The 20,386-nt window shown below is 56.3% G+C and carries 16 protein-coding genes; 10 read left to right on the top strand and 6 right to left on the bottom strand.

The window, feature by feature from the left end; genetic code table 11:
* Window positions 1–5: 5 nt before the first annotated feature.
* Entirely contained in the window at window positions 6–380 is a 375-nt protein-coding gene (locus tag G518_RS39895) for a hypothetical protein (protein ID WP_211231689.1), read from the top strand.
* Window positions 381–455: 75 nt separating this feature from the next.
* Here G518_RS39895 and G518_RS39890 read toward each other — a convergent pair whose 3' ends face one another.
* Window positions 456–632: a hypothetical protein gene (locus tag G518_RS39890; RefSeq protein WP_156909325.1), complete on the bottom strand. Its 177-nt coding sequence runs from the start codon at window positions 630–632 to the stop codon at window positions 456–458.
* A 480-nt stretch (window positions 633–1,112) separates the two neighbouring features.
* On the opposite strand from G518_RS39890, the gene G518_RS39885 reads away from it, so the two are divergent.
* Window positions 1,113–1,337 carry a hypothetical protein gene (locus G518_RS39885; protein ID WP_156909324.1) on the top strand — a complete coding sequence of 75 codons (225 nt, stop codon included), beginning with the start codon at window positions 1,113–1,115 and terminating at the stop codon, window positions 1,335–1,337.
* A gap of 354 nt (window positions 1,338–1,691) precedes the next feature.
* A complete protein-coding gene (locus tag G518_RS0109100) occupies window positions 1,692–2,048 on the top strand; it encodes a hypothetical protein (protein ID WP_084651612.1) in 357 nt (118 codons plus the stop codon).
* 254 nt (window positions 2,049–2,302) lie between these two features.
* Here the strand turns inward: G518_RS0109100 and G518_RS39235 are convergent, their stop codons facing one another.
* From G518_RS39235 to map, 3 genes are all read right to left on the bottom strand, one after another.
* A complete protein-coding gene (locus tag G518_RS39235) occupies window positions 2,303–2,452 on the bottom strand; it encodes a hypothetical protein (RefSeq protein ID WP_169457913.1) in 150 nt (49 codons plus the stop codon).
* Window positions 2,453–2,529: 77 nt separating this feature from the next.
* A complete protein-coding gene (locus G518_RS0109090) occupies window positions 2,530–5,175 on the bottom strand; it encodes a [protein-PII] uridylyltransferase (protein WP_036594084.1) in 2,646 nt (881 codons plus the stop codon).
* Window positions 5,176–5,189: 14 nt separating this feature from the next.
* Window positions 5,190–6,011 (bottom strand): type I methionyl aminopeptidase, encoded by an 822-nt coding sequence (gene map, locus G518_RS0109085; protein WP_028602270.1) that lies wholly within the window; start codon window positions 6,009–6,011, stop codon window positions 5,190–5,192.
* A gap of 175 nt (window positions 6,012–6,186) precedes the next feature.
* Between map and purL the strand changes: the two genes are divergently transcribed.
* The 6 genes from purL (at window position 6,187) to G518_RS0109050 (ending at window position 15,012) form a co-directional block, all read left to right on the top strand.
* Entirely contained in the window at window positions 6,187–10,197 is a 4,011-nt protein-coding gene (purL, locus tag G518_RS0109080) for a phosphoribosylformylglycinamidine synthase (RefSeq protein WP_028602269.1), read from the top strand.
* 558 nt (window positions 10,198–10,755) lie between these two features.
* Entirely contained in the window at window positions 10,756–11,130 is a 375-nt protein-coding gene (locus G518_RS0109075) for an MbcA/ParS/Xre antitoxin family protein (protein WP_028602268.1), read from the top strand.
* Entirely contained in the window at window positions 11,127–11,834 is a 708-nt protein-coding gene (locus G518_RS0109070) for an RES family NAD+ phosphorylase (protein WP_028602267.1), read from the top strand. Before G518_RS0109075 ends, G518_RS0109070 begins: the two co-directional genes overlap by 4 nt.
* Before the next feature lie 103 nt (window positions 11,835–11,937).
* The gene (locus G518_RS0109065; RefSeq protein ID WP_028602266.1) at window positions 11,938–12,969 is read left to right on the top strand and encodes an ABC transporter substrate-binding protein; all 1,032 of its coding nucleotides are present in this window, start codon (window positions 11,938–11,940) and stop codon (window positions 12,967–12,969) included.
* A gap of 424 nt (window positions 12,970–13,393) precedes the next feature.
* Window positions 13,394–14,230, top strand: a complete 837-nt coding sequence (locus G518_RS0109055) for an ABC transporter ATP-binding protein (protein WP_028602265.1) — start codon at window positions 13,394–13,396, stop codon at window positions 14,228–14,230.
* Window positions 14,230–15,012, top strand: coding sequence for an ABC transporter permease (locus tag G518_RS0109050; protein WP_028602264.1), 783 nt, complete (start codon window positions 14,230–14,232; stop codon window positions 15,010–15,012). The genes G518_RS0109055 and G518_RS0109050 overlap by 1 nt, the downstream gene beginning before the upstream one ends.
* A 245-nt stretch (window positions 15,013–15,257) precedes the next feature.
* On the opposite strand, the gene G518_RS0109045 is transcribed toward G518_RS0109050, so the two are convergent.
* Complete coding sequence (locus G518_RS0109045) at window positions 15,258–15,710, bottom strand: universal stress protein (RefSeq protein ID WP_028602263.1); 453 nt, start codon at window positions 15,708–15,710, stop codon at window positions 15,258–15,260.
* Window positions 15,711–15,846: 136 nt separating this feature from the next.
* Window positions 15,847–18,036: an AsmA family protein gene (locus tag G518_RS34465; RefSeq protein WP_084651609.1), complete on the bottom strand. Its 2,190-nt coding sequence runs from the start codon at window positions 18,034–18,036 to the stop codon at window positions 15,847–15,849.
* Between the two features lie 369 nt (window positions 18,037–18,405).
* On the opposite strand from G518_RS34465, the gene G518_RS0109030 reads away from it, so the two are divergent.
* Window positions 18,406–20,232, top strand: coding sequence for an alpha/beta fold hydrolase (locus G518_RS0109030; protein ID WP_028602262.1), 1,827 nt, complete (start codon window positions 18,406–18,408; stop codon window positions 20,230–20,232).
* Window positions 20,233–20,386: the final 154 nt, after the last annotated feature.

Below are 20,386 nucleotides of genomic sequence, written 5' to 3'. Positions count from 1 at the left end.
TAAAAATGAATAAATCACATTTTTTTGGGTTATGGAGAGAGCACTGCCATGGTAAATTTCCATCCATACTGAATGAGCCTCGGAATATTCTTTCTCCAGTTGAGGCGCAAAAAATTTCTGCATATCTGGAAAATTGCCCGATATGGGTTGCATCACCCGGATTGGAAAAATCAAAAATCTGCCCATCCGAAATAGCAGGAACTCTCTCAATAAAGACAGATGGGAAATGGGCTTGGCAAGACACAATGGCTTATTATGTCCGAAAGCTGCGAATTAGCCCGCCGCTAGAATTCGTGAGTCACTTTAATGAAAAAAATGGTCATTGGCCATCAGAAAGTGAGGTTGATGTTTTGTTGTTGGAGTTTCCAGATTTTGAATAAATTCGACGCTGATTTAGTCGGGTTTTTTGACGAAAACTGGGGCAGAGTGTGTCAGACCAATCCAGCAAAGTGCGATCAGGTTGCCATCAATTCGGCATTGTGAGTGGGCACGTTGGTGGGCGGGGCAGCTAGCGCCCCAGCGATTGCCGCAGGAGTAGGACGAGCCGCAGCGGCGGCAGGTGTAGCGGTGGAAACCTGCGTGGCCAACATAGTGTTGTGTGCCAACAGGGCAGGTATGGCAGTCGCCGACATACTTGCCGGCGAGGCCTTGGGGTCTGGAACGGTTGCGGGCGGGACGGCCGCGGCGACTGTAGGGCGGATGGCCGCGAACAAAATTGACCTAATCCCGCCACCGAACACCTACGTAGTCTATCCACGGGGCATTGGAGCTGCGGACGGCCCATTGCCAGAAGGTTATACAACCGTGTCGCGTTGGGTCTCCCCAGGGGAGGCTTCTCTGTGGGTACAAAATCAAGAAACCGCCATTCCAGTAGCGATACCGCGAAACGGAACGCCTCAACTTTATGTTACGGAAGCCGGAGCATCTTATCCACCTGGAGCGATTGGCACCGTTCGCATCTATTTCGCAGTGCCGGATACGATGCTAAGAAAGGGAAATTCGATAAGTAATTATGTAATCCTTCAACCATCTTCAAGCACGCAATCTATAACGTAAAAATTCATGTCCCGGATGGTACAACGCTGCCTCAGGCACGGTAAAAGAGGTTTTCAATGAATGTATCGAAAGATTTCGGAATTGTCCTTAGAAAGGATGCCGTGGAGAAAAAGTCAATAAATTTGAATTCAATTATGAAGGAGTTTGATTTTGAAAAATATCTCGATGAATCTAATGATTTAATATCTCTGGGTCCGTTCTTTGGAGGCGATAATGCAGATGAATGTATGAGATCGCTTGAGTTGCTGGGTTTGGTTTATATTGATGATTTTTTATCTTAGAAGGATATTTTCCTGATTGGTGCAGGGTTGAAATATTTGGTGATATTAGTGATTAGGTTTTTCACTAAAACCTGTTGTATCTGAAGGAGTGAAGGCCGGCGCTTCGCTGTACACCAAGGCGGTTGACCATACGCGGGATGCCGTTGCGCTTGAACAAGGTATCACATCGATCCCTGTAACTTTGCATCTGCCTACGGATCTTCGACCGACGAGTATGGCAGGTAGATTTGAAAGCGCTACGACGTGTGGTAAAGCTGCTGCGTATCGAGCGGAAAATCAAAGACCGCCACTTCCTGCCGATGGAACGCCAACTCCACCAAAATTGCCTGCACCAAAAAAGTAGGAGTTATGAGAATGGAAAATGACTTGACTATGCCGGTGGGTTACCAGTGGCTAATTGACCGTGACTTGGTCGGCTTTGAACCGTTTACGCAATTGCAACCATGGCATTACATGCCGGCTGAGCAATGCTTTTGGGCCACAGAGCGATGGCCCGATGTAACCACGAAGCGACTGTTTGTGTTTGCTAGGCGACAAGACAATGACGACTTGGCGTGTGTGTCTTTCGATGAAAATAGAATCGCAAATGGGGTGCTGCAAATACAAGGTTGGACAGATTCTGGATTTGATGTTGTCCAGGAGTTTCCTGATTTTTGGTTGTGGATGCAGCAAGTTATTCAGGATGTTTCAGAGTGGGTTGCGCTTGCATAGGATTCAAAGCTAGGCGCTGCGCGCAGCGCATCAAAGACAGGCCGATCCGGGCATCGAGCCCGCCCCACCCTGGCAGGGTCTGCGGGGTAAATCGCTTCGCGCTTTAACATAACGGTCTTTGTGAAAGTAGCAGCAGCCACTGCGCTAAAGCTCAGTTTGTGTGGCTACCGCCGCGGCCACGGGTCTTGCGCCCTTGCGCAAGCTGGCATCGATCCGGCCGTCCCAGCGTGGGCAGCGTAGCGCCCGGCCGCTTATTAAACGTGTGTGTTGGGTGCAGAAAACAACTGCGCGATCTGACCCATGGGCAGATACATGCGCAGCGGTGTTGTCTTGAAAGGCAGGAAGTTGAAATGCCTATAAAAACGCTCAGCGTGCTGGTCCTTCGCATCGACGATGACCGCCATCGCGCCGATTTGTCGCGCCTTCCAGCGCTGCGGAGCAAGGCATCGACCGTCTCCGCGGTTCAATGGACTTTATGACTTTAATTGGCCGCCAGCACGTCAAGCAACTCTTGCTCGATTTCCAACTGCGTTTTGTTGTGCTGCAATTGGGTGCCCTGCAGCAAGAAGGTGTCTTCCACACGTTCGCCCAGGGTCGTAATTTTGGCCAGCTCTACGCTGATCTCATGGGCGCCCAGCACGTGCGCCACACCATAGAGCAGGCCGGCGCGGTCGCTGGCAGACACGCTGAGCAGCCAGCGCTGGGCTTTTTCATCTGGCCGCAGATCAATGCGCGGGGTAATGGGAAAACTCTTCACCCGGCGGGACACTCTTCCCAGGCGCGGGGCGGGCAGGGCGGCCTCGCTCTTGATGGCCAGGGGCAGTTCGGCTTCCACCAGGTTGACGAACTCACGGTAGTGGTTGGGGATCATCGCGCTGACGACCTGAAAGGTGTCTAGCGCGTGGCCATCTCGCGTGGTGTGGATCTTGGCATCCAGAATGGAAAAGCCTGCCCGCTCAAAGTAACCACAGATGCGTGCAAACAGGTCTGGTCGATCATTGGCATAAACCAATACTTGCAAGCCTTCACCAATAGGTGAAACGCGGGCGCGCACTATGGTTTTGCCGGGCTGGGGGGGTTCTGCGCCGCGTGGCACGTGGCGGGAAAGCTGCTTGGCGTGCCAGGCAATTTCGCCCGCATCATGGCGCATGAAATAGCTGACATCCAGCGTGTCCCAGAGCGCTTTGTGCGCTTCATGCGGCTCGGAAGCCAGGGCCAGCTGAACCAGTGCCTCGCGCTTGCGGGATTCGATGACGGCATCTGCATCAGGTGCGCGGCCACCGAGTGCGCGAACGGTGAGCTTGTACAAGTCTTCCAGCAGCTTGCTCTTCCAGGCGTTCCATACCTTGGGGCTGGTGCCACGAATATCTGCCACGGTGAGCAGGTAGAGTGCAGTCAGGTAGCGCTCGTTGCCCACGCGGGCTGCAAAGCTGGCGATGACGTCCGGGTCGCTCAAATCAGCTTTCTGCGCGATCTGGCTCATGGCAAGGTGCTCGCGCACCAGGAATTCAATCAGTTTGGTGTCTTGGGATTCAATGCCGTGTTGTTGGCAAAAACGAAGCACTTCCTGGGCACCCAGCTCAGAGTGATCTCCCCCACGGCCTTTGGCTATGTCATGGAACAGGGCGGCCAGGAAGAGCACCCAGGGCTTGTCCCAGCCCGCAGCCAATTGTGAGCAGAACGGGTATTCATGGGCATGCTCTGCCATGAAAAACCGCCGCACATTGCGCAAGACCATCAAGATGTGCTGATCTACCGTATAGACATGGAACAGGTCGTGCTGCATCTGCCCTACGATGCGCCGGAATATCCAGAGGTAGCGGCCCAGCACGGAGGTCTGGTTCATCAAGCGCATGGCATGCGTAATGCCTTGCGGTTGTTTCATGATGGAAAGAAACGTGGCGCGGTTGACGGGGTCCGTGCGGAATGCATGGTTCATCAGCGTGCGTGCGTTGTAGAGCGCGCGCAGCGTTCGCATAGATAAGCCCTTGGCGCCGGGGGTCTGGGCGTAAAGGAGGAAGGTTTCCAAAATGGCGTGCGGATCGTTCTCGTAGAGATCGTCGCTGGCCACTTCTATCATGCCGGCCTTGTCGAAGAAGCGCTCATTGATGGGCAGCAGTTCAGGCAATGGCTCGCCCTGGGCTCTGCGCAAATATTCTTCAATCCCTTGCAGCAGGATTTGATTGAGCTGGGTTACAGCTTTGGCTGCCCAGTAGTAGCGCCGCATCAGCACTTCACTGGCGCGCGTGACGATGCGTCCGTCTTCTGAAAAACTGTTGGCAAACCCGAAGGATTCAGCCACGGAGGTTTGCAAATCGAAAACCAGCCGGTCTTCACGGCGCCCGGCGATCAGGTGCAGGCGTGCGCGGATGAGGGATAGCACCGCTTCGTTGTGCCGCAGTTGGCGCAATTCATGGGGTGTGGCCAGGCCAGCGCGGGCCAGGTCTTCCCATTTGCCGCCAATGCCGGCAGCGCGCGCTGCCCAGAGAATGATTTGCAGATCTCGCAGGCCACCGGGCGACTCTTTGCAATTGGGTTCCAGCGCGTAGGGCGTGTCTTCGTACTTGGCATGGCGCTGGCGCATCTCCAGCCGCTTGGCGGTGTAGAAGGCTAGGGGATCGAGCTGCGCGGAAAAGCGCTCCTGAAATTCCTTGAAAAGCTCACGATTACCAACGATCAGGCGCCCCTCCAGCAATGCGGTTTGCACAGTGACATCGTGCTCGGCCAAGGAAAGGCATTCTTCGATGGTGCGAACGCTGGAGCCGATTTCCAGGCCGGCATCCCAGCAGCTTCCTATGAACTGTTCTATGCGCTGGCGAAGCAGCTCATCAGTGGCTAGGGCCGCCTCCGGCGGAAGCAACAGCAGAACATCTATATCTGAGTAGGGGAACAGCTCGCCTCTGCCATAACCGCCCACGGCCGCGAGTGTGAAACGCTTGTCAAAGCCGGCTGCCTGCCATAACCCCCTCAACACCTCGTCTGCCCATTTGGACACGCCAGACAGTGCCGCGCGTACACCCCTGGTGTTTGAGCCGGCAGCGCGCATGTCGGCCAGCAAAGCGGCTTTTTTCTGGCGGTAGCTTTCGCGCTGCGCTTGGATCGGCGGGGTAGAGGGGGTACTGCTCATGTGGGGCTAGCGGTTCAGGCTGCGACGGTTGCAGGTGCCGCAACGAACTCAGGTGTCGCCGGGCTACCGGCTGAAAGCGTGAGTACCTCATAGCCAGTGGGGGTGACCAAGACCGTATGTTCCCACTGAGCAGAGAGTGAACGATCTTTGGTGACGATGGTCCAGCCATCATTCATTTCCCGGATGTCGCGGCGCCCAATGTTCACCATGGGTTCTATGGTGAAAATCATGCCGGGAACCAGCTCTTCGCCCGTGCCAGGCTTGCCGTAGTGAAGAATTTGCGGGTCTTCATGGAATTTCTGGCCGATTCCGTGGCCGCAGAATTCGCGCACGACTGATAAACCGTGGCCTTCCACGAACTTCTGGATGGCATGGCCAATATCTCCCAAGCGGGCGCCGGGCTTAACCTGCTCAATGCCGAGCCACATCGAATCGTAGGTGATTGAGCACAGGCGCTTGGCGGCAATGGAGCAGTCGCCAATCAGGAACATGCGGCTGGTATCGCCAAACCAGCCCTTAGGGGTGATTACCGTGACATCCACATTGACGATATCGCCCTTTTTGAGGGGCTTGTCGATGGGGATGCCGTGGCACACCACATGGTTCACTGAGGTGCAAAGGTGGGCGGGGAAGGGCGGGTAGCCAGGGGGCTGGTAGCCGATGGTGGCGGATTTAGTGCCCTGGGTGGCCATGTGGGCTGAGGCCAGGCGGTCGATCTCGAGGGTCGTGATGCCGGGGACGATGTGCGGGGTGATTGCGTCCAGCACTTCAGACGCCAGGCGGCAGGCTATGCGCATGGCTGCGATGCCGGCTTCATCTTTGATGGTGATTGTCATAGCCAAAATTATCCCATCGTGGCGCCGAATGCGCAGGGCCCCGTGCAAGGTTATGGGCAGACGCACCACAATGCAGTGTGCACGGCGGATAAAATCACGGATTCTCAGCGTTCACCCCAGTCAGCGGTGGGCGCTGCCAATTCACATCGTCTTGCCACCGTCGGCTTCCCGCACCGTGACCCAGCAGATCAATTTTTTTGAGGGCGGCAACGCACTCAGCGATTTCCGCATTCGCCAACTGTTGCCTCGCCTCCAGGCGGTCAATGAGCGAATTCAGTCTCTTTCCGCCCGATTTGTGCACCTGGTTTCATTCGATTCCAGCCCTTCGGAGGCAGATGAGCAGCGGCTGGAAGCCTTGTTGCGCTATGGCGAACCAGCGGCTGCAGGCCAAGCTTCCGGCGTGGCCGTTATCGTTGCACCCCGCCTGGGAACGGTATCTCCCTGGGCCAGCAAAGCCACTGACATCGCGCGCAACTGCGGGATTTCACTGCATAGAGTGGAGCGTTTGGTCGAATACAGGGTCAGCGTAGCGGGTGGGGCGCTGACAGAAGCTGAACTTTCAGCGGTGGCCGCGCTTTTGCACGACCGCATGACCGAGACCGTGCTGGCCTCCCGCCAGGAAGCCAAGGCTTTGTTCACGGCATTGCAGCCGCAACCCATGGCGCACGTGGATGTGCTGGCCGGCGGCAAGGCTGCTCTGGAAAAAGCCAATGCTGACTGGGGTTTGGCGCTTGCGGCCGATGAGATCGACTACCTGCTGGCTGCATTCACCAACCTGGGCCGCAACCCCACTGATGTGGAGTTGATGATGTTCGCGCAGGCCAATAGCGAGCACTGCCGGCACAAGATCTTCAATGCCGAATTCACCATTGACGGCGTAGGGCAGGAGCGCAGCCTGTTCGGCATGATCCGCAACACCCACGCCCTTGCGCCAAAGCACACCATCGTGGCTTACAGCGACAACTCAGCGGTGATGGAAGGCAATGTGAGCGAGGTCTTCCAACCACAACCGCTTGCATCCGGCTCAGCCAGCTACCACAAGCAAACTGAACTGCGCCATGTGCTGATGAAGGTGGAAACCCATAACCACCCCACGGCCATTAGCCCGTTTCCCGGCGCCAGTACCGGCGCCGGCGGTGAAATCCGTGATGAAGGGGCCACTGGCCGTGGTGCCCGCCCTAAAGCCGGTCTTACGGGCTTCACAGTCAGTAAATTGTGGGATAGCCCACTTGGCAAGCCCGAGCACATGGCAAGCCCCTTGCAGATCATGACTGAAGGCCCCCTGGGTGGTGCGGCATTCAATAATGAATTTGGTCGCCCCAATCTGGCGGGCTACTTCCGGGAATATGAGTTGGAGGTGGCAGGCGTGCAGCGCGGCTATCACAAGCCGATCATGATCGCCGGTGGGCTGGGCAGCATTGATGCGCGTCTCACTCACAAGATTGAGTTTCCGGCTGGCAGCCTGCTGATTCAGTTGGGCGGCCCGGGCATGCGTATCGGTATGGGCGGCGGCGCAGCAAGCTCGCTGGCTAGCGGCACCAATGCGGCGCATCTTGATTTTGATTCCGTTCAGCGCGGCAATCCGGAGATCGAGCGGCGTGCCCAGGAGGTCATTACCCAATGCCAGGCGCTGGGTGATGCCAACCCGGTGTTGGCCATTCACGACGTGGGAGCAGGGGGCTTGTCCAATGCCTTCCCGGAACTCACCAACGACGCGGGCCGAGGCGCGAGCTTTGATCTTAGGTCAGTCCCGCTGGAAGAAAGCGGTTTGGCGCCCAAGGAAATCTGGTCCAACGAGAGCCAGGAACGCTATGTTCTGGCCATTGCACCTGAGTCGCTGCCGCTGTTTGAGCAGCTTTGCGCCCGGGAGCGTTGCCCGTTTGCCGTAGTGGGTGTGGCTACTGAAGAGCGCCAGTTGGTGGTGGGCGACGTGGATTTGGCCAGTTTGCCGCATGCGGCACCTGCTGGTGAGGGGCAGCCTGTAGATATGCCCATGGATGTCTTGCTGGGCAAGCCACCCAAAATGCACCGCGATGTGAAGACCGTGGAACGCGAGTTCGCTCCGCTCAAACTCGATGGTCTCACGCTGCAAGACGCGGTTATCAAAGTGCTTAGCCACCCCACGGTGGCCAGCAAGCGCTTTTTGATCACCATCGGAGACCGTACCGTTGGCGGGCTGACGCATCGCGACCAGATGGTGGGCCCATGGCAGGTGCCGGTGGCTGATTGCGCGGTCACTCTGGCTGACTATGCAGGCTTTGCCGGTGAAGCCATGAGCATGGGCGAGCGTACGCCTCTGGCGGCGATGGATGCGCCTGCCAGCGGCCGCATGGCCGTGGCTGAAGCTATTACCAATTTGCTGGCAGCACCTATAGAGTTGCCCAAGGTCAAGCTCTCGGCCAACTGGATGGCCGCATGTGGCGAGCCCGGGGAAGATGCAGCGCTCTACGCCACGGTAAAAGCTGTGGGGATGGAGTTGTGCCCAGCGCTTGGTGTGGCCATTCCGGTGGGGAAAGATTCCTTATCCATGCGCACGCAGTGGAAGGACGAGGGCGGCGCAGCCAAGAAAGTCACTTCGCCTGTGAGCCTGATCATCAGCGCCTTTGCGACTCTGGGCGATGTGCGTGGCACCCTCACGCCGCAGTTGGAAGCTGAGGACGACACCACACTGATTCTGGTCGATCTGGGTAAGGGCCGGCATCGTTTGGCGGGCAGTGTTCTGGCGCAAACCGTGAATCAGTCTGGTTGTCCGCTGGCTGATGGTGTGCCTGATCTGGAAGATCCACAAGACCTGGTGGCGCTTGTTTCCGCCGTCAATGAGTTGCGCGCAGAAGGAAAAATCCTCGCCTACCATGATCGTAGTGATGGCGGCTTGCTTGCCAGCGTGGCAGAAATGGCCTTCGCTGGCCATGTGGGTGTGGCGCTGAACGTTGATCTGTTGGTTACTGAAGGTGATGGCATCAGTGACAGCAAGGCGGAATACGGTGATGCCAAGAACTGGGCTGGTCAGGTTGGTGCACGGCGTGAAGAACTGACTCTGAAGGCCTTGTTTGCAGAGGAATTGGGCGTGGTGCTGCAGGTGCGCACCGCTGAACGCGATGCCGTCATGCAGAAGCTGCGTGCGCATGGCCTCTCCAAACACAGCCATTTCGTTGGCAAGACACGGCCATCATCCTCATCCATCGACAAGGGCAAGGGAGAGCTTTCTATCTGGCGTGACGCCAAAGAAATCTTCTCGGCGCCGCTGCACGATCTGCATCAGGTGTGGGATAGCGTGAGCTGGAAAATCGCTCGTGAGCGAGACAATCCTGAGTGCGCTGACTCTGAACATGCATCTGTAGGCGTCGCGGATGATCCTGGCTTGCATGTTCACTTGCCCGCTACTTTCCCTGCACCTGTGGCTGCGAGTTTCGTGGTGACAGCACGCCCTCGCGTTGCCATCTTGCGCGAGCAAGGGGTTAATTCGCATGTCGAGATGGCTTACGCCTTCACAGAAGCTGGCTTTGAAGCGGTTGATGTGCACATGACCGATCTGCAAACGGGCCGCGCCTCGCTGGCTGATTTCAAAGGCATGGTGGCTTGTGGCGGCTTTAGCTATGGCGATACCCTGGGTGCCGGTATAGGCTGGGCGCGTTCCATCACATTCAACCCGCTGCTGGCTGATCAGTTTCAAGCTTTCTTTGCCAGGCAAGATACGTTTGGTTTGGGTGTTTGCAATGGCTGCCAGATGTTTGCTGAATTGGCAGACATCATTCCGGGCGCGCAGGCCTGGCCGCGGTTTACGACCAACCGCAGCGAGCGCTTTGAGGCCAGGCTGGCCCTGGTGGAGGTGCTGGATTCACCTAGCCTGTTCTTTAAAGATCTGGCTGGTGCTCGGCTGCCCATCGCTGTGGCGCATGGGGAAGGTTATGCCAATTTTGGTGCGCGGGGGGATGCGAGCAATGTTATTGCCGCCATGCGCTTTGTCGATAACCACGGTGTGGCGACTGAAACTTACCCATTCAATCCCAACGGCAGTGCTGGTGGCTTGACTGCTGTGACTACGGCGGATGGTCGTTTTACGGCCTTGATGCCTCATCCGGAGCGGGTGTTCCGCAATATTCAGACTAGCTGGACTTCGCTGGATAAGAGTGGTTTGAGTCCTTGGATGCAGCTTTGGCGGAATGCTCGGAAGTGGGTGGGTTGAGGGGGTGGTTGTTGGCGTAGTGGGTGATCGATTGACGCGCTGCGGGTGCTAATACCTTCTGCTTTTCTCTTTAGGTCGGAGGCCGGGAATTGCGCCCGGCTGCGCACCTACTTGTTCTTTGCTTCGCCAAAGAAAAGTAGGCAAAAGAAAGGCGACCCCAAGTCCGTGTCCCTACGCTGCGCTCCGGGCACCCTGCGGTGCTCGGTTAAGGGGCGGCGCGGCAGAACTCTCTTCTTTCGCTTCGCTCTCTACGTTCAAACAACTGCCGCAAGCTAGTTTTTGAAGCAAGAGCATCTTTCAGTGCTCTTGCCCGCCCCTTACCCTGCGCTCCTCGGCACGGCCTCAAGGGGTGGGAGCCATACTCGGGCCATTGCTGCGCTCGGCCCTGGTGACGCTTGTCTTTCCTGATCAGGAAAGAATAATTCAAGGCTTTGACAGAGCAGGCTCTAGATTTGTAGGCGCACTCGGGGAGAGACGTTGCATGGCGTCCTGGGGTTGTGAAATATTTTCATTTTTCATATAAAATATTTCTACAGAAATGTTTTTAGGAGATTTGAGATGATCCCTGCAGTCGTTGCGCCCCCTGAAGCAGGTGTTGTCCTGACCAAGGCCACTGTGCGCGCAAGTCAACTTCTCGGACTCACTCAAGCACAGGTAGGCTTGATCATCGGTGCAAGCGCACCCACCGTCAGTCGGATCTTCCAACTCGACAAGCAACTTGACCCTGCCTCCAAGGCAGGCCAGCTCGCTTTACTGCTCGTGCGTGTTTACCGATCTCTTGACTCCCTGGTAGGGGCCAATGATGAAGCGCGACGGAAATGGATGAGCACCAGGAACAATGCTCTTCGTGGTGTCCCAACCGAGCTGATGAAGACCCCTTCTGGGCTTGTGAACACGCTGAACTATCTGGATGGAATGCGCGCCCCAACATGACTTCGGCATGGAGCCCTGAATGGCTCGTCAATTCGTGTGCGTTCCGAAAAATGACCGCCTGGCGTGGGGTAGAGGCGCAGTACCTGGTGCCTACGATGCGCCTTGTAGACACTCCCGCAGAGCAAGAACTGCTTGAGCAATTGCTGGAGGGGACCAAGCCACCGCTTCCAGAGCATGCCGAGGAAAAGCACTACCTTTTGATGACGCCTTTTCGCTATACGCCGCACCACGCCCATCGATTCAGGCCTGCCACAGAGAATGGGCAATGGTACGGCGCTGCCACGGTGGAGGGGGCTTGCGCTGAACTGGCCTATTGGCGAAACCGGTTCATTCTTGATTCGGTAGGGCTGCGTGACACTGAGTTGATCTCTGAATATGGCTTTTACCCGGCCTTGGTACGTGGTTCGGCTATTGATTTAACGGAGGACCCCTGGGTTCAGAACCGTCCGTCATGGACGCATGGGTCTGACTACAGCGCTTGTCATGCTCTGGCGAAAGCCGCTCGTGATGTGGGCGTGCAATGGATTCGCTATGAGTCCGTTCGAGCGCCCGGGACTCCATGTGCGGTGGTGTTCACACCAGACGGTTTGTTTGAACCCGTGGAGAAGATTGATCGAAGCATCCAGCGCTGGAGTTGCAAGGCCAGCCGCTCACGCGTGATGTTCACCACTTTGGGGCAACCCGGATTCGTTTGGGACTTCTAATGTTTTGGATCTATCCCGTCAGCGTGCGGGTAATCCTGCGTCCGCTCGATGTCATGATTTGCTAAAGTTTTAAAGTTGTAGCTATTTGCAATTAAGGAGAGGTTTGATGCGTCGCACTATTTTGAAATCCCTGCTGGCCGCCCCGGTGGCCGCTGCCTTCCCATCAGTGTGGGCGCAAGCGGCGAAGATCGAGAAGCCCAAGCTCACCATTGCGGTGGGAGGGAAGAACCTCTTTTATTACTTGCCACTGTCCATTGCTGAGCGGCAGGGTTATTTCAAGGCTGAAGGCCTTGATGTAGAGATTCCTGATTTCGCCGGCGGCTCCAAGGCGCTTCAAGCGCTGATTGGTGGCAGTGCCGATGTGGTCTCAGGGGCCTACGAGCACACCATCAACATGCAGGCCAAGAACCAGTCGATTCAAGAATTCGTGCTGCAAGGCCGCGCACCACAGATCGTGCTGGCCGTGTCTACCAAGAACATGCCTAATTACCAGTCGCTCGCGGATCTGAAAGGCAAGAAAATTGGCGTATCTGCGCCTGGGTCGTCCACTTCGATGATGGCGACGTATGTGTTGTCCAAGGCCGGCCTGAAGGCTTCTGATGTGTCGTTTGTGGGTATTGGCACCTCAAGTGGCGCGCTGTCCGCAGTGAAATCCGGCCAGGTAGACGCTATTGCCAACCTTGATCCTGTGATCACCATGCTGGAGCGGGACAAGGCCATCCGCATCATCTCCGATACCCGTACGCTCAAGGATACGCAGTCTGTTTATGGTGGCCCCATGCCAGCAGCCTGCCTGTACGCCCCTACGAAGTTCCTGAACGAAAACCCCAACACAGCCCAAGCCCTGGCCAATGCCATGGTGCGTGCTCTGCGTTGGCTGCAGAAGACAGGCCCTTCCGAGTTGGTCAAGACGGTACCTGAAGCGTATTTGTTGGGTGATCGCTCGCTCTACCTTGAAGCCTGGATGCACGTGAAGGAAGCCATGTCGCCCGATGGCATCATGCCGGATGCCGGCCCTGCAACCGCACTCAAAATGCTGCAAACATTTGAACCGGAGATCGCTAGCAAGAAGATTGATCTGGCGAAAACGTTTACCAATGCGTTTGCGAAGAAAGCTGCAGCGAAGTACGTTTAAGCACATAGCTGTGAGCGTATGAATCGTTCGGGCTGTGCTTGACTAAAACCATAGAGCTTCAGCAACTCCGTTCGCGCTGAGCTTGGCCTGTCCTGAGATCGTCGAAGGGTCTAAGCGTTGAGCAAGGTTTCGACAAGCTCAACTCGAACGGTTTTAGTACGCGAGGTTTCGATAAGCTCAACCCGAACGGTATTTCTTGTGTCAACGCCACTCACTGCTTGGCCGGAACCATAAAACTCAACCTGAACGGGTTCAATGCTTGACCACATTCATTGAGCTCCAGCATGAAAGGGCATGAAAGGTTCTTTGTGAGGGTTGGCATGGACGGTTTCATATCAGGCTCAATGTGAACGGCTTTGGTGCTCCAACGGTTTTGCGAGCGTAGTATTGGCCTCACACAAGCTTTCTCTGATTTTTTCAAAGCATGAATTCTTCAACCCCAGCGCTGGACCTTCAAGGGATCAGCGTCGTTTTTACAAGCCCGGACAATCCTGGCCAGCGCTATGTGGCCGTGCAGGAAGCCACGCTCACCGTGGCTCCCGGCGAATTTGTTTCAGTCGTTGGCCCTACGGGTTGCGGAAAATCGACACTCCTGAATATTGGCGCGGGCTTGCTTCAAAGCTCTGGCGGCTCTGTCAAAGTGTTTGGTGAACCGCTTCAGGGCCTCAACCGCCGAGCCGGTTATATGTTCCAGGCAGACTCACTCATGCCGTGGAAGAACGCGCTGGACAACGTCACCGCGGGTTTGATTTTCCGTGGGGTCTCTGTGCCTGAGGCTGAACGCCAAGGCAACGCCTGGCTTGAGCGGGTGGGCCTCGCTGGTTTTGAAGATCGCTATCCGCACCAGCTTTCAGGTGGCATGCGAAAGCGTGTGTCTATGGCGCAAACACTCATCATGGACCCAGATATTGTGTTCATGGATGAGCCATTTTCAGCCCTGGATATTCAGACCCGGCAGTTAATGGAGAACGAACTGCTGGACCTGTGGGCAGCGCCAGGGCAGGGCGGTCACGGCAAAGCGGTGCTGTTCATTACTCACGATCTCGACGAAGCCATCGCCCTTTCCGACCGAGTGGTCGTGCTGGCGGCCGGCCCGGCGACACGGCCTATCGGTGAGTTTGTCATTGATCTCCCACGTCCGCGAGACGTGGCTGAAATTCGTGACAATCCGCGCTTTGCCGAACTGCATGCAGCCATTTGGTCGGTACTGCGTGACGAAGTTTTGCGTGGCTACGAACAACAAAAAAGAAAGACCGCCTGATGACGAATCGCTTGGCTCTGCGTGCCTGGCAGATCGGTTTGCTGCTGATCATTCTGGTGCTTTGGCATATTGCCTCCACGGCTTCCGACCAGATCGCTTTCTTCTTCGGTAAACCTCTTGTGGTCGCTTCCCGGCTATGGAATTGGTTTGTGGCGGAAGGCAATATCTATCAGCATCTGGGCGTTACCCTGCTGGAGACGCTGCTGGCCTTTGCCATTGGCACCATTGCGGGCTTGGCGGTGGGCTTGTGGCTGGCACTGACGCCGTTTGCTTCAGCGGTACTAGACCCTTACCTCAAGGCCGCCAACGCCATGCCAAGGGTGATTCTGGCGCCTATCTTCGCGCTGTGGTTCGGATTGGGTATCTGGTCCAAGGTGGCGCTTGCCGTCACTCTGGTGTTTTTTATTGTCTTCTTCAACGTCTATCAAGGCGTGAAAGAGGTAAGCCCCGTGGTGCTGGCCAATGCACGCATGCTGGGAGCCAATGCAAGGCAGCTTTTGCGCCATGTCTATGTGCCTAGTGCGATGAGCTGGGTCTTCTCCAGCCTCCATAGCTCGGTGGGCCTTGCGTTTGTTGGCGCTGTAGTGGGTGAATACCTGGGCTCAGCGCGCGGTGTGGGCTACCTCATCCTTCAGGCAGAAGGGAGCTTTGACATTGACACGGTGGTGGCCGGCATTGTGTTGCTCACGGCCTGTGCACTCGTGCTGGATGGGCTGGTGGGCGTGGCTGAACGCAGATTGATGAAATGGCAGCCCCGTACCGGGCAGACGGAGAAGCTCTAGGGAGTCTCGGCGGGATCTCTCGATCTGTAGAAGCCGGGAGGGAGAACTGGGCCCGCTGGTGCTCCACGCGGTAGCGGGGGTTCTGCAGGCGCTGCAGTGCCGAGCGGGAGCTCGGCGGTCCCGGGAGGGAGACTTCGCTGATTCGGTATTCGGTTGATGCCCGCGTGCGAGCTGTAAACCATCCTGAAAAGCCCTTGAAGCTGGCTGCTCCGCTGGGACCGCCGAGCTCCCGCTCGGCATGTCTTCTACTCAGCCTCTTCAACAGGCACCGGTGGCTTCACCAGCAGCACGGGCACAGGTGAATCCTGTACCAGGCGTTCAGAAGTAGAGCCGCCCTCCAAAGCCCGCCGTATCAGGCCGAGGGCACGAGAGCCCATGATCACCATGTCGCAGCCATGTATTTCAATCAGCTCCAGCATAGCCGGCGCCGGGTCTCCTGAAATGACCGCCGTCTCGTAGCTCACTCCAGCATCTCTAAGCATGCTTGCCGAAGGAGCCATAAGGTCTTCAGCTGCTTCCAGCGCTGCGTTCTCTATCAGCTGCGGATCATCGGCCGTCACGATTTCGTAGAAAGACGCAGGCTCCTGCACATTAGCCAGCACGAAACTGGCCTGCAAGCCTTCTTGCACCAGACGCAAGGCGAAACGCGTTTCATGAAGGGAGAGTTCTGTGCCATCAACAGGTAGAAGGATTTTCATGCGTTTTCTTTCTGATGAGTGATGTCCCATTAGAGCGCGAATTCCCTCTGGAGTTCTATCGTATTTGGAATGCGAACGCTCATATGCGCAGGGACTTTGTGGCGTTGGACTTTCATCTTCAGCCACCGGGGCCTTTTCATCGCAGTGGGGCGCCTGCCGAGGACTCTCCTGCCGCAGGTTGTTCTATTGGCGCAGACCGGGTCGAGGAGCCAGTTACTCTGCTTGTTTCCTGATTGCTCGCCTTGGCTGGTCCGGCTTTGGGTGCTTTGGTGGCGTTTGCCAGCAAAGGTGCGCAGCCCTCATCATCTTCCGCACCGGGCACCGTGAGTGGTACAAGGACCAGAGCGCCGGGAGCCGCTGCCACCGCCGCGACAGCCACTGCCGCACGCAGAACGAGTGGACCGGGCTTCACACCCACATGCGCCTTGGCGAACGGACCCCGCACTTCAAGAGGGGTGCGCAGTGAGAAAAACTTGAGCTCATAGGCTTTCGGATTCACATCCAGATCCACATATTCACGCGCCATATCTGCCGTGCCCGTGATGTCGATCAAGGCATCTTCGGTATTGACCTTCAGGTTGCGTGCATAGGCCACGCCATTGGAAACTGGCACGTCTGCAATGGCGCAACGCAGCCGAACCTCTTTATCTGTTCCAAACATCTTGGAGAGCACTACGCTGCCCAAATTGAGCCCAGCCAGATCCAGCAATTGCTGGCTCATCACGCCGTCGCGCACATAGAGCTTGGCTTCGCCGTTCGCACTGGCCAAGATGCTGGCTATGGAGTTGCCCTGGCCATCCAGGGCAACACCGCCATCCAGCCGGCCAAGGCTTTTCTTCATCAACTCAATCTTGGGAAACAGGGCCGAAAGGCTCAAGTTGTCCACGGTCCCCCGCACCGAAGCGCGCAGCGGTTTGGTTTTGGCATCAAGCATGACCTGCGTCTTGAAGCGGCCTCGCGCAACACCAAAATCCAGCGGAGCGAGCTTCAGTTGGGCGTTCTCCATGACGGCGCGTAAATGCAGGCTCTCAATGGGTACTGCCTCTGGCCGAATGACCCGTAAGCCTTCGTATTCGATGTCCATATCCATCTTGTCCCACCGATCGGTGGCGAACGGATCATCTGGCAATACTTTCCCCGGCCGTTTGGGCTTGTCAGGTTGGCTCGAACCGATTCCGATGCTCGGGCCCAAGTCTGTCAATCTGAGTTGGCGCGAACTCAGCTTTCCGCTTAGTTTCGGGCGAGGGCGGGCCGAGGTATAGGTCAACTCACCACGTAAATCACTTTGCCCCACCGTGCCCGTGAAATCACGGTATGTCCATACGGGGTTATTGGGTTCAAGAGTGCCCAGCAGTCGTCCACGAGTCTGGAACTCCGGGGTGTCCGGGAGCACCAAGCCTGTAAGGCGATACAGGTCAGCCATGCTGCCGCCCTTCACGGAAACGCGGAAATCAAGGCCGGAAAGCGCTCTTGGGTTTTCTATGATGCCTACGGCGTTGGCCGCGAGCTTTCCTGCACGTGCTTCAAATCTCAGCGGATAGTCAATCTTTTCATCGCGCAGAGATAGCAATTGCCCGGTTTTACCTTCGCCCGTGATCTCCGCTTTGCCGTATTTGCCACTCAAGGTGAAACCGACTCCGTAGAGCCCATTTTCTGTATCTTCTGATGCCAGGCTCGCCAGCTGAGCCCGCGCTGCCAGTTCCAATTTGGCGTCGTCATAAGCCACTTGGCCACGATCTACTGAGAGCGCGCCTAGCGATACTGTCCATCGTTTTTCTTCACCTGTGGCCGCATTGGGTAGGTTGAAGTTCCAGTTATTGCTTCCGTCAGGCTTTCGTAAGAGGCGTACATCGGGATCGGATAAATCCACTCTGCGAATATCAAAAGTTCGCCACAAAAGCGGTGGCAAGACGAGGTTGATCGTGGCTTGGCCAATTCGAGCAAACTGCACACCATGTTCTGCGGGAGCGCTGGCCTTGGAGTTGCTGCCTGGGCCAGAGGAGGGCGGGGCCGTAGAGCCGGGTTTTGAAGGGTCACCGCTTTCAAATCCCGCAGGGTTTCCTACGTGCACATCTTTTATGCTGACCACGGGGCCGGGTATCCACCGCTGCCAACTGGGCTCCAGAGTCTGCGGCCACTGCCAATCAACTGAAAGGTCACCGCGAATCTCGAATGGCCGATGAATAGCCTGCGAGATCTGTTGATTGATCCACGGGCGGTGCCGATTCCAGTCGTTGAAATACACGAACATGGCAGCCGCAGAAAACAGCACCAGAACGCTCAAAACAACCCAGAGCGCTAAACGAAAAAATGGACTCCTGATCATCAACCCATACTAATGATGAAACAGCTGTTTGAGAGGTCAAAAGGGGCGTACGCGCCCTTGTCCTACGCTTGAATAGGGCGAGAACAGGACATGGGCGCTGACCTCGAAAAGCTGATGAGTGATCGAAGTAGCGAACTGAGAAGGTGTGAGCGAGTCGTTCTTGACAGCCCCTCCACACTCTCAGGATTCACTCACATTTTCTTGGTTGGAACTTTTCTTATGTGAGGGTTACTCATTGTCAAAGGAGTTGCCGCCACATTGGATGGGTGGCTTGAAATGAGTAGTAAAGTATTTATTTCCGTGAGGCATTCGTGACGCTTCGGACTCCGTGCTATGGTCACTTAAGTATCTGAGGTTGACAGGGAGTTTATGAAGTTGAGTCGTTCGGTTTCCATCTTTGGCGCCGCCCTGGCAGGCGCCCTCCTGATTTTCGGTTTGAGCGCGTGCGGCGGAGACGACACCCCAGACCCGCTGCAAAAGTACCGTGAACAGTCCGTTCAATGGACTGAGTGTGATCCCACTATCCTGGGAGTAAGAAGCGAGAAGCTGGATGACCTTTGGGCCTCGGCGGGGGAGCGGCTGAGATGCGGCTTTGTGCGCGCTCCGCTGGATTGGTCCACACCTGAACGTGGTGATGTCGTCATCGCCGTCATGCGCTTGGCGGCCGGTACGCCAGAAAAGCGGCGCGGCTCTTTGGTGTTCAATCCGGGCGGACCGGGTGCAGATGGCTTGTCAATCACTTTCGCTTTGTTTTCAGCGTTCGCTAAGAGCAACCCCGACAATCCTCAGGGCGCAAGCCAGTTGCGTCTGCTGAACGAATATGACATGGTGGGATTCTCGCCGCGTGGCACCGGAGCCAGTACTCAACTGCACTGCGGCACCAACGAACTGAAACGCTTCGTGAATTCAAGCGTAACCGAATGGGACACGCCTGAAAATATTGCGAATGTCAATTACAACGGAAGCAAGATTGCCCAGGCGTGCTTGAAAAATCCCATCACGCCGTACATCAACACAGATGCCACTGTGCGCGATATGGATCTGCTGCGCGGCTTGCTGGGCGACGAGAAGCTCAACTACGTGGGTTACTCCTATGGCACCTGGCTAGGCTCTTGGTATGCGAGCGTGTTCCCAGAAAAAGTGGGGCGCATGGTTCTGGATAGCTCACTGGATTTCAACTCGACCCTTGAGCAAGGCATATTTGGTGGTCAACCTCCAGCACGGCAGCGCTTGCTTGATGAGGTCATGATTCCCTATGCCGTACGGCACCCTGACTATTTTCATCTTGGTACTTCCGAAGCCGATCTGAGGGCTCTCATTTCTCAAATGAGTCCGTATGTACAAGACGTCCTTGCTGGTCCGCTGAGTAATCTGGGCTATTCCCGTACCGACGCCGATTCCTATGTGTCGACCATTGCTGCGGCTCAGGGCTTGGATGCGGTATTGAAGACCACGCCAGATCCTTCCGATATGGAGGCTATTGGCTCCGCGCTGGATCAGTACGTGTTTGACCCCGTTAGCGAAGAGCGCAACGCGGTCATCCGCAACTCTGCGAAGAATCTTCGGCTAGCTTACTTCCAACGCTGGATACAGCGCGCGACTTGGAGCATTAGCCTGAGTCCATCGGAGGCGGTTTTGTTTGCAGTTCACTGCAACGACACCGTGTCGACCACTGATTTAACAGCCTGGGCAGATTTGCTGCGGGGGTGGGCCCAGAAGTCTCCGCTGTTCTTCTCAAGCATGATGGACTATCACGCGTGCAGTTTCTGGGGTGGCCCCAAGGTCAGCAAACCAGCGCTAACGCCTATGAAGTCGCTGGATGTACTTCTGGTTCAGTCCCAGTACGATGCCGCCACCAATACTGACGGAGCCAACACGTTCTTTGAGCAGTTGCCTGCTGCGCGCCGTGTCTATGTGCCCGGGGATTTTCAGCATGGGGTTTATCCATACACAGATTCCTGCGTGGACCCCCTCGTGACCAGCTATCTCCTGGGTGACTCGCCTACGCAACGCGAAGCTGTTTGTGCGGGGCATCCGTTTACGCAGGACGCTCTGGTTCCCAACACGAACACCAAGGCAGCCAGCGCACCCGAATCTCCTGCAAGTGTTCCGCCGGTTTACAAAGACCCTGAGAGGGCTCGCGAACTCATCGAGGAGTTCAAGCGTGGCCTGATTCCACCTCAATACGGTCACTGAGGTTTTGAGTTCAACGTGACAAGCCGGCAGGGCGCAATGGATTGGCGAGCTCAAGCGAGCTGCGATTTCACCTTACCTAAGGACGTGTTTATGATCTTTTTGGGGCCGCGAAAAGATCATAAACACGTTCTAAAAAGTTAAACGCCTCGCGTGC

It is taken from the genome of Ottowia thiooxydans DSM 14619 (genome assembly GCF_000422885.1).
Taxonomy (GTDB): domain Bacteria; phylum Pseudomonadota; class Gammaproteobacteria; order Burkholderiales; family Burkholderiaceae_C; genus Ottowia; species Ottowia thiooxydans.
The sequence above is the reverse complement of the archived record's forward strand: the minus strand, read 5'-3'. Positions and strand labels throughout refer to the sequence as shown.